The organism is Caldivirga sp. MU80 (genome assembly GCF_001663375.1).
Classification (GTDB): domain Archaea; phylum Thermoproteota; class Thermoprotei; order Thermoproteales; family Thermocladiaceae; genus Caldivirga.
The window spans coordinates 36554-46486 of record NZ_LCTF01000019.1; the positions used below are offsets into that span (position 1 = coordinate 36554).

Genomic DNA, 9933 nt, shown 5'->3' on the forward strand with positions numbered 1-9933 from the left:
AGGCTAATTAGTTTCACCGAGCCCATAAACCTATGTCGTCGATCACGGATAAGATCGATGATGAATTATCCAGGAGGAGTGGTACTGGGGCGTTGATAGCCGCTATTAGGATTCTAAACAGGGGCGCTGTTAGGCATGCATTGTCGGCGTTGATGAAGGAGGTGGAGTTTAATGGTAGGAGGAAACCCCTGCTTGAGTGGGTTATGGCCGCCTACGCTGGTAATGAGCCATGCCCAATCATCGCCCACATGGTTTCACCATTCTTCAAGGCCATGGTTAAACTGTCAATGAGCTACTTCCACGCAGATGAGGAGGAGGTTAAGCAGCTACTTAGCGACCCAGCGGTCAGAAGGGGCATTGTAACCACGCTTAGGGGCATTGCCCTATTCGGCGTAACAACACCACAAAAACTCCCTGCACCATTCTTCATAGTTTGGAACTTCACCAACCTATGCAACCTCAGGTGCATTCACTGTTATCAAAACGCCGGCAAGCCACTGCCCAATGAATTAACACTTGAGGAGAAGCTTAGGGTGGTTAAGGAGCTTGACGAGGCTGGTGTGCCAGCAATAGCCCTATCTGGGGGTGAACCAACAATCCACCCGGACTTCTGGGATGTTTTAAATGAAATGAACAGGAGGGGGTTCTACTCGGCCGTGGCCACAAATGGCCTAATGTTCGCCAACATGGAGTTCGCTGAGAAGGCTAAGAAGGCTGGGTTAAGGTACGTGGAGATAAGCATAGACGCAGCGGACCCTGAGGTTCACGATAAGTTTAGGGGTGTGCCAGGGGCATGGGCTAAGGCTGTCCAGGGCCTTAGGAATGCGGTTAAGCTCGGCTTCAGCGTGGCACTGGCCTTCACAGTCACGAAGACTAATGTTGACCAGGTCGATAAGGTGCTTGACCTAGCCCAGGAGATAGGTGTGAGGAGGGTTGTCTTCTTCAATTTTGTACCTGTGGGTAGGGGCCGTGAAAACCTTGAAATTGACCTAGATCCCGAGGAGAGGGAGAGGTTCCTAAGGCACATTTACAGGGAGATGAAGAGGAGGAACATGGAGATTGTGAGCACTGCGCCATACTATGGGAGGGTTGTGAACCAGTTAAGCAACAATGAGGACGCTGCACCAACACACTTCGTGGTTGCTAATGACCCAATAACCAGGGAGTTAACGGAGTTCATAGGTGGGTGTGGTGCGGGGAGGATTTACGCCGCCATTGAGCCTGAGGGCACGGTAACCCCATGCGTGTTCCTACCCTACCCCGTGGGTAACCTTAGGACTAAGTCCTTCTGGGACATATGGATGGACCCATTTATGGAGAACTTCAGGGATAGGGATAGGTTAAAGGGCTTCTGCGGTAAATGCCCATATAAGTTAATCTGCGGTGGCTGTAGGGCTAGGGCATACGGCTACTTCGGCGATGTACTAGCCCCAGACCCAGGGTGCATATACAACTCCTCGGAGTGGAGGAGGCTTAAGGAGGAGGCTGAGGAGTGGGCTAAGATTAAGGTTAAGGTATCGGGCTTAAGGTTTAAGTGACCCCCAATGAAGGTGCTCCTGGCAGTCCCACCAGGCATTGATAAGCTTGAGCTATACAAGGTACTTGGACTTAAGGCACCACCACTTGGCCTTGCCTGGATAGCCGCAGTTCTAGAGAATGCTGGCCATAAGGTCAGGATAATTGACTCACCCACCGAGGGCATTGACTTAGGCTCATTCATTAGTGAGGTTAAGGCCTGGGGGCCTGACGTAGTTGGCTTAACGGCCTTAACACCCACGGTATATAAGGCCTACGACACTGTTAAGGCGATTAAGGAGTATGATAAGGATTTACCGGTCATAATGGGTGGACCGCACGTAACCTTCATGTACGATGAGGCCTTAAGCCACGGCGTCGATGTTGTTGTTAGGGGTGAGGGCGAGTACACCACGCTGGAGCTCGTTAATACCCTTGAGAAGGTTGGCATGGATAGGGATGCGCTTAAGGAGGTTAAGGGCATAGTGTTCACGGACAGGAATGGGGAGGTTGTTAAGACTAGGGATAGGCCGATAATAAGGAACCTGGATGAGTTACCATTCCCAGCACGCCACCTACTACCCATGGATAAGTACACGATATTCGGTAAGCCAATTAGGATAATACACGTCATGGCCAGCCGTGGATGCCCCTATGGGTGCTCCTTCTGCTCAACATCATACTACTGGGGTAGGATGATCAGGTATAGGTCAGCTAAGAATGTCGCCGACGAGATTGAGGATGCCGTGAATAGGTATAAGGCGAGGACAATAGTGTTCACTGATGACGAGTTCACCCTTGGTAAAAGGTTCGTCTACGAGTTCCTTAGGGAACTTGACGAGAGGGGGCTTAATGTAAACTTCTCCTGCGGTTCAAGGGTTGATACGATGGATAGGGAGATGATGAAGGCCTTAATGGACCATGGGTGCACGGCGCTCTACTTCGGGGTTGAGTCAGCCAGCCAAGATACTATAAACAGGATTGGCAAGAGGATAACCATAGATCAGGCTATTAGAGTTTTTCAATGGGTTCATGAACTTAAGGCCAATGCCGTGGCCTCCTTCGTGATTGGGTTCCCCTGGGAAACCATCGATGATATGAAGAGGACTGCTAAATTCGCCGCTAAACTGGATCCATCATACGCCCAATTCACAGTAGCAACACCCTACCCAGGCACCCCACTGTACTACCAGGCGGTTAACGAGAACCTCATTGAGGATTGGAATTGGGAGCACTACACAACGCTTAGGGCCGTGATGAGGGGTTACAGGTTCACTAGGCAGCAGGCCGATAAGATGCTTCAATACGCCTATAGGGTATTCTACATGAGACTCAGCTTCATAGCCAGGGAGCTGCTTAGCGGAAGGTTATCAACCATAATAACGGCCATTAAGAACTCGGTGGTGCCGTGGTTCATGGATAGGTTAATGAGGAGAGAGGAGGATTAAGATATTTTTAATTTAAAAATTTAAATAACCTCACACCTGAGTATTGTTAGGTTTCGTGTTCCCTCATTAGATGCAGTATCCTCTTGGCTGGGAGTACCGCGTTCTCGAACTGCTGCATGGTTACCCTTAACCCAAGCATGTTGATTAAGCCTAGTATCACATCAACATTACTCGACAATACACCGTTCTCAATGTAGTCATGGGTAAGGTCCAGTATGCTTACCACGGTGTCCTTACCGAATACCTTACTCACCCATATTAAGGCATCAGGTATGTTGAGAAGCGCCATGTTCCTCCCGGTTAACCTAATCATCAGGTACATGTATAGTAGGGAGACGTTGTTGATCATTACGCACTTACCCACCTTATCACAGTCATCCTTACTCACCATGTAACCATCATAAACGTATATGCTACCCTTACTCCTCGAGAACCTTAGGTAAGCCTTAATGCCACCTAACTCAAGCAGCTTAATGTTCTTACCTAACTTATCCCTAATCCTCAGTAGCCTCCTAAAAAGCCTATACACGGATTCCCTACTACAACCCCTCATGGTTAAGGTTGAGGTTGACAATATGGGTAAGCCCATGCAGTTTAAACCTAGGGAATTGCATATGGATATTCTACGGTAGAGAATATGCAGTACCAAGTGGGCGGTGTCTAAGTGCACTATAGGACAGGTTTCATCCGGAATTGATTTATAATCCACAGTAACTAGGTTAAATTAACCTATTTATTAAACATTCTAATTGAGACCCTGCGGTAGGTTAATACTCAGCTGCTGCGCATGAGTAGTGATATTATGAAACCCATTATTATGGCTAAGGCGTATATTGTGAAATCATACCACGGCACACCCATTAACCCTGGTATGACTGAGACCTCCACGGGTCCAACGATGACTTGGTTTAACCACTCATTACCCGTGTAGTTCAGGTATATGGACCATTGGCCAACCCTATCAGCACCAATCCTTAACATTGACCCATTTACCAGCTGCGTGTTAAATACCCTCAACCTACCACTCTCATTAACAAACACCAATGCATTTGAGGTGGTTGGGAATGGGTGCTTAGCCTTAACTATAACCAGTAGTATCACTGAACTGCCTAGTGATATGGAACCGTTGTTAAGCACCCTAACTATTATAGTCGGGTTAGCCTTAGACACCCTTATTACTCCACTAAACCCGCATGATAAGTAATTCCTGTTGCCAGGCCAATTAATGTTTATGACGTATAGCCCAGGGTACCTTGGTGTGTAGGTTGCTTTAAAGTAGCCGTTGACTACATCAACGGTCATCAATGTATTGTTAATACTCACGGGGAGTGTGTTAACGGGGGCTGTGGTGTTTCCCACAATAAACACCTCATCACCGACTATGAATGTACCATACACCCCCACCCTGATGCTGCACGGTGCCTTAAGTACTATGACCGATGACTTGGCTATTGATGGTAGGTAGTTTTGTGAACCTGGGTAGTAGAGGGTTAAGTTTAGGTAACCGGCTTCCTCGGGTTTAATGTAAATGTGGCCGGAGCCATTAATGACGTTGATGTAGCCGGCCAATGAACCATTAATGTAGACGTAAACCGAGCCACTTATCCTTGGGCTTAGGTTAACGGCTACCGTTAGTAATTGCCCATACACAATCGTTGAATTCACCAGGTAGCTTATGGTAACGGTAACCGGCTCAACAATAACCTTAACCTGGCTTGAGGTTGAGAAGGACTGCGATGGCGAGTAGGTGGTGTAGATCACGTAAACCCCTGTTACATTAGGCTTAAAGTTAATCGAGGCCTCACCACTGTTGTTTGTCGTCACGGCCCCCGACCAAATCACTACCCCATTCAACGTGACTTGGTACTGCACAACCTGCCTGGGTAAACTAAGCCCACCGGCGGTTAGGATTATGGTTAAGTTTACGGTTTCACCATACGTTATGTTCAGGAACTGGGGCTTAGTGGTTAACTCAGGCTTAAGCACATTAAGCAGTATAATACTGTTGAAGCTGTACAAGAAGCCACCATCATCAGTCATGATTAGCGTTACGTTGAGGGGTATTGGACCTGGTTGAAGCGCCAGCATGGAGATGCTAAATGTCCCATTACCGCGGAGGTAAGCGGAGCCCCCAATGATACTGACTGGGAATTGGGGTAATAGAGGTGTTACGTAAATCCTCTCGCTAATTATCGGCGCTAGTACAGTCACGTTAATCAAAACCCTTGATTCAACCCCAATGGGTATGGTTGAGTTAGGCGTACTAACCACGGCGGTTGGTTGATAAGCCCTAACGGTAAACTCCACCGACCCAACTGTGCAATACCCGTAGTTAAAGTAGGCCTTAACATCGTAGGCGCCACTACTAACCGTAAGGAAGCTACCTGAGGATGACTGGCCATTAACCATTACATTCATGGTTAAGTTGCTCATGTAAACCCCAACAACGTTAACCATATGGCCAGTCACCACGGGTATAATGGACCCATTACCCACGCTTACATCTAATTCACCGTAGGTGACGTTAACGGTAAACCAGGGCCTTGATGAACTGAGCTGGGTGAGGTAAGATGAGTACACCTGCCCATTGAGTGTTAGTTCCGCTGAGACAGTCCCATTAATGAAGGCTAACTGCTCTTCAACAACCTGCAGGCCATTAATGGTTATCTCGCCCACCGAGGAGTAGGTCCCAATGGTGTTGACTAGGCTTAGCTTAACCGGTTCAGCCGAGTAGACGATAATATTCAGTTTAGGTGATACGTAAGGCATGTTGATAATTGAGTTGTTGGCTATTGGGGTTGTTAAGCCACATTGGGTTATGTAGGCCCCAATTATCTTGGGCTTATACATTATTAGACGGTAGATCCTGCTGACGGTGAAGTTAAGCACACCTAAGGTTACGTTAATGGAGTAGTTGCCGTATGGTATTGAGTAAACAGGCACATTAATGAGCCTATAGGATGCGGTGGTTAAGTTGAAGGACACAGAGTATGTGTAGACGTTGCCTATCCGAACATTCAGGGTTGCGCTGCCATTGAACGGTATCGTTGAGTTCACTATTGAGGCATTAACCAGAAGCGTGAAGTAGTTTAATGGTGTTGAAATGAGGCCATTGCTTGGGTAATTAACCCAGTTCTCGTAGGATAGGTAAACTAAGCTGACGCCCAGGGTCATGTTTAACCTGGGCTTTGTTGCATTAACTGGCCGAGTCACGTTTATGGGGCTTGTTGAAGTTGAGTTAGTTGTGGCTAATTGACTGGAGCGGGCAGTTAAGGTACCAATCAGTGCGAAGGCTGCGAGCGCAAATACGATAAGGGCCAGCTTCTCCATATTCACCATTGGAGGTTCATCATGAGTGGATTATTAAATGTTATTCAATTCAACGTCTACTGAGTCTGCTGGGGCTCAGATGCAGCGGCTTGGTTACCCTGGCCTGGCTGGGCAACCTTAGCCTTGAATATGCGTGAGGTCGGTGCTAAACCTACGCCGTCCTCAAGGCCCCTTGGCACCAGGTAGCCTGGTGACCTAATCCTAACGCCGTTTACGGCTATGTGGCCGTGGACTATGAGCTGCCTGGCCTCATGAAGTGACCTAGCTAAACCCCTCTTATATACCAGCGTCTGCAACCTACGCTCAAGAACTGCAGTCACGTCTAGGGCTAGGACTGAGTCCAGTGGTATCGACGTGTCGTTTATCAGCCCCATCTTAAATAATCTATCCTTAAGCTCCGCCTCGGCCTTTTCCCTAACCTCAGGGGGCGCTGAGAGTATTTCCCTAGCCCTATGCTTAATGCGCCTAAGCAGTGCCCTAGCTAACCAAAGCTCCCTCTTATTCCTTAGGCCGTATTCGCCAATTAACCTAAGCTCGCCCATAAGCAGTTCGCTGTTCCACAGCCTCTTCGGCTTACCCTCAATGTACTTCTTCTTAGGTCTCTTAGGATCTCCCATTAAGCCCGATGCCGGGGCATGGTATATAAATATTTCCCAACGTCCTTACATGGGCATGAAGGTTGGGTTTGAATCCGTGGCGGGTTTAATGCTCCTATCCTCAAGGGCGGCCCTAATGTGCTTGGGCAGCGTGAACATGTGGACGTGTGTTAAGCCATCGTAGTACCTGGTGCCACCTCTAACATGCTTGGCCAACGCATCGTCAACCATTGCCGGGGTTAGTTGAAGCGCATCTGAGGCATCACTGGCCACCACGAATCCCCAGGGTGCATCGTAGGAGTGCATGTAAGACTGGTAAACCCTAGCCCTACTGAACACAGAGCCGATGGTCCTGTATATAACGGCCAACACCTTCAACGCGTACGCCGTATTGGTTGCCTGGGTGGCAAAGACACCGTTGGGGGTTAGCCTACTTTTAACTAACCTGTAGAACTCAACGGTGTAAAGTAGATATGAGGGCCCCCCTTCAAGTGGGTCTGTGGCGTCCACGAGTATGACATCGAACCTATCCCCACTTTCCTCAAGGAACCTCCTACCGTCGCCAATCAACAGTTTAAACCTGTTGTCGCTGAATGAACCCCCGTGCATTTCAGGCAGGTACTCCCTGGACACGTTAACGACATCCTCATCAATGTCAACCATCATAACCTCCTTAACGGTATCCCACTTAAGAACCTCCCTGGCCGTGGCCCCCTCCCCACCCCCGATTATGAGGACTCTTTGGGGATTCCCATGAAGCACCATCGCCGGATGGACCAGTGATTCGTGGTAAACGTACTCGTCGAATAGTGAACTCTGCACCTTACCGTCTAGGACTAGGGCTTTGCCTAAATCCTTAAACTCAACAACGGCTATCCTCTGGTACTTCGACTCGCCTGAGTACAGGACTCTATTAACGGCCCTTAGGTGCCAGCTGAAGGGTGTCTCAAACTCTATGAAGTACGTGCCCATTCTGCTTATTTGATCTAAAACGTCGCCCATTGCTCCCAGTCGCCGGGGGTTAGTTTAGCCACCCCTTATTAAGCATTAACCTAGGCTTTAGGTTATGGTAGCGGCGGGTGGATTCGAACCACCGACCTCGGGGTTATGAGCCCCGCAGGATACCAGGCTTCCCTACGCCGCTAAGGCTCTCATGAAGAACCTAGTTTATAAGGGTTTCTCCGCATCAACATGCTTATAGGGTTGTTTGAAACTAAACGCATCAGTGGTGCTTTAATTAGCCATTGCCACGTTGGCTGAGGCGGACTTAGCCACCTCAATGAGGCCCTTTAATGAGCCGTACATGGTTCCCCCACACACGGCTACAACGTAAGAGCCACACGGGTACCTGGACCTTATCCTAGCTGACAATTCCGGGCTGAACTTGTTGATAGTTAAGCCGGTTAATGGTATATCCACTGTCTCGCAGTTCACGTGCATTATGAGGACTGCGTCACCGCCGTTCTTAATGCCGACATCCCTCAATTCAACTATGTTAAGCCTATTGGGCATTTTAATTAGGCCGCCCATTACGCAGTAACTATACCTCCTGTTGAAGACTGGGGTTAAGTCAACCTCCTCTATGTTAGTAACCCCATAGCCGTTGAGCTCCTCATTCAGTCTCCTCAACCCCTCACTGGTCAGCGTTGAGCCTGACCTTGAGGATTCCACTAGACCCATTACCTTAAGCTCCCTTAACCTATCCTTAACCACCCCCTCCCCTAACCCCAGTAGGTTAACTAGGTAATACCTACCAACCCTACCCCTCAGCCTCAACGTGAGCATTATTATTAGCAAATCCTCACTAATCATAAGTTAATCTTATGCTTCACGGTTTAAAGCATTTTTCTCAATTAACCCTAGCAGTTGGCCGCTGTGTTTTTAACCAGCTTTAAATGAATTAATTACCTCAACCCCGTGGCTCGTCCCTATTCTACTGGCCCCAGCCCTAATCATGGCAATGGCCTGCTGCGCATTCCTAATGCCACCGGCAGCCTTAACGCCAATCCTACCCTCCACAGCCTCGTAAAGTAGCCTAACATCATCCTCACTTGCACCCCCGGGCCCATAGCCTGTGCTTGTCTTAACGAAGTCGGCTTCGGACTCCATAACTAGCTTAGCCGCCTTAACCTTCTCATCCCTGTTTAGGTAACCCGTCTCAATTATTACCTTAACCACCACGCCATATTCATGCGCAACCTTAACTACCGCCCTAATATCCCTCTTAACAAGGTCAAGCATACCTGCCTTGAAGGCGCCTATGTTCATGACCATGTCCACCTCATCAGCCCCGTCCAGTATGGCCAACTCCGCCTCCTCAGCCTTAACGGTGCTTTTACTTGCCCCGAAGGGGAAGCCCACGACAACACCAACCTTAGCCCTATTGCCCAATATTTGTCTGGCCAGGTTAACGTAGAATGGGTTAACCACAACGCTGTAAAACCCGTAGTCAATAACCTCCCTGCAGTACCTCTCCACATCCATTGGGGTTGCGGCTGGGTTAAGTATCGTGTGGTCTATTAACCTGGCTAACTCCTCCCTACTACTAGGAACCTTCATCACCAATACCCCCTGGAGTGGCCTTTAAGCATTACACGAAGCCACCGAGGTCTGCAATGCCTAATCCATCCACCATTTCCTCATCCATAAGCTGCTTGTTGGGGGTTCAGATAACCCTAACCACATCAAGGTTCAGCCATGCCGGGTTTCATCAACCTCCGGGCGCCTAAAACCGTGCTAATCTTTAAAAACACTAACCCAGGGTTGGGGGCAGTTTCGGTTTTCTTGATTATTTGTATTACTCATTTTTGTTGATGCTTGAGTCCTTTTAGGGCTGTTAGGTGTGCTGATGCAGTGTGTTTGTCTAGCCCATGCTTTCTCATTAACTCATCGTGTTCTGTTGAGTTTGTTGTTCCTCTTGGGTTTACGTATTTGGTTTCTATGCTGTACAGTGGTGTCTTTAGGGTTATTCTCTCAATGATCGAATTCCTGAATACTGAGACCTTGTGGTTGTAATTCTCATGACCCCTATCACCATTCTTAAT

General features: G+C 48.4%; 8 protein-coding genes, 1 tRNA gene and 1 pseudogene. 2 read left to right on the forward strand and 8 right to left on the reverse strand.

Going from position 1 to position 9933, the window contains the following annotated elements; all coding sequences use genetic code 11:
* Positions 1 to 32: 32 nt before the first annotated feature.
* Positions 33 to 1538, forward strand: coding sequence for a radical SAM protein (locus tag AAX04_RS06725; RefSeq protein WP_066795918.1), 1506 nt, complete (start codon positions 33 to 35; stop codon positions 1536 to 1538).
* A 6-nt stretch (positions 1539 to 1544) separates the two neighbouring features.
* Positions 1545 to 2963: a radical SAM protein gene (locus AAX04_RS06730; protein WP_066795920.1), complete on the forward strand. Its 1419-nt coding sequence runs from the start codon at positions 1545 to 1547 to the stop codon at positions 2961 to 2963.
* 46 nt (positions 2964 to 3009) lie between these two features.
* Here the strand turns inward: AAX04_RS06730 and AAX04_RS06735 are convergent, their stop codons facing one another.
* The 8 genes and pseudogenes from AAX04_RS06735 to AAX04_RS12290 form a co-directional block, all read right to left on the reverse strand.
* Complete coding sequence (locus tag AAX04_RS06735) at positions 3010 to 3672, reverse strand: hypothetical protein (RefSeq protein WP_066795923.1); 663 nt, start codon at positions 3670 to 3672, stop codon at positions 3010 to 3012.
* Positions 3673 to 3737: 65 nt separating this feature from the next.
* Positions 3738 to 6302, reverse strand: coding sequence for an Ig-like domain repeat protein (locus AAX04_RS06740; protein WP_066795926.1), 2565 nt, complete (start codon positions 6300 to 6302; stop codon positions 3738 to 3740).
* 47 nt (positions 6303 to 6349) lie between these two features.
* A complete protein-coding gene (locus tag AAX04_RS06745) occupies positions 6350 to 6910 on the reverse strand; it encodes a 30S ribosomal protein S4 (RefSeq protein ID WP_066795928.1) in 561 nt (186 codons plus the stop codon).
* 45 nt (positions 6911 to 6955) lie between these two features.
* Positions 6956 to 7891, reverse strand: coding sequence for a polyamine aminopropyltransferase (speE, locus tag AAX04_RS06750; protein ID WP_084761246.1), 936 nt, complete (start codon positions 7889 to 7891; stop codon positions 6956 to 6958).
* 65 nt (positions 7892 to 7956) lie between these two features.
* Positions 7957 to 8033 (reverse strand) — tRNA-Met (locus tag AAX04_RS06755).
* Positions 8034 to 8122: 89 nt separating this feature from the next.
* On the reverse strand, positions 8123 to 8701 hold the full coding sequence (locus AAX04_RS06760; protein ID WP_066795931.1) for a hypothetical protein: 579 nt from the start codon (positions 8699 to 8701) through the stop codon (positions 8123 to 8125).
* Positions 8702 to 8770: 69 nt separating this feature from the next.
* Positions 8771 to 9448, reverse strand: coding sequence for a deoxyribose-phosphate aldolase (deoC, locus tag AAX04_RS06765; protein ID WP_066795934.1), 678 nt, complete (start codon positions 9446 to 9448; stop codon positions 8771 to 8773).
* 242 nt (positions 9449 to 9690) lie between these two features.
* A pseudogene (locus AAX04_RS12290) lies at positions 9691 to 9933 on the reverse strand (transposase); the annotation flags it as partial.

What these genes read in the sequence shown, in the direction of transcription:
- AAX04_RS06730 (WP_066795920.1), top strand. Translation starts at nt 1,545, where the DNA reads ATGAAGGTGCTCCTGGCAGTCCCACCAGGCATTGATAAGCTTGAGCTA.
- AAX04_RS06740 (WP_066795926.1), bottom strand. Translation starts at nt 6,302, where the DNA reads ATGGTGAATATGGAGAAGCTGGCCCTTATCGTATTTGCGCTCGCAGCC.
- AAX04_RS06745 (WP_066795928.1), bottom strand. Translation starts at nt 6,910, where the DNA reads ATGGGAGATCCTAAGAGACCTAAGAAGAAGTACATTGAGGGTAAGCCG.
- AAX04_RS06725 (WP_066795918.1), top strand. Translation starts at nt 33, where the DNA reads ATGTCGTCGATCACGGATAAGATCGATGATGAATTATCCAGGAGGAGT.
- AAX04_RS06760 (WP_066795931.1), bottom strand. Translation starts at nt 8,701, where the DNA reads ATGATTAGTGAGGATTTGCTAATAATAATGCTCACGTTGAGGCTGAGG.
- speE (WP_084761246.1), bottom strand. Translation starts at nt 7,891, where the DNA reads ATGGGCGACGTTTTAGATCAAATAAGCAGAATGGGCACGTACTTCATA.
- deoC (WP_066795934.1), bottom strand. Translation starts at nt 9,448, where the DNA reads ATGAAGGTTCCTAGTAGTAGGGAGGAGTTAGCCAGGTTAATAGACCAC.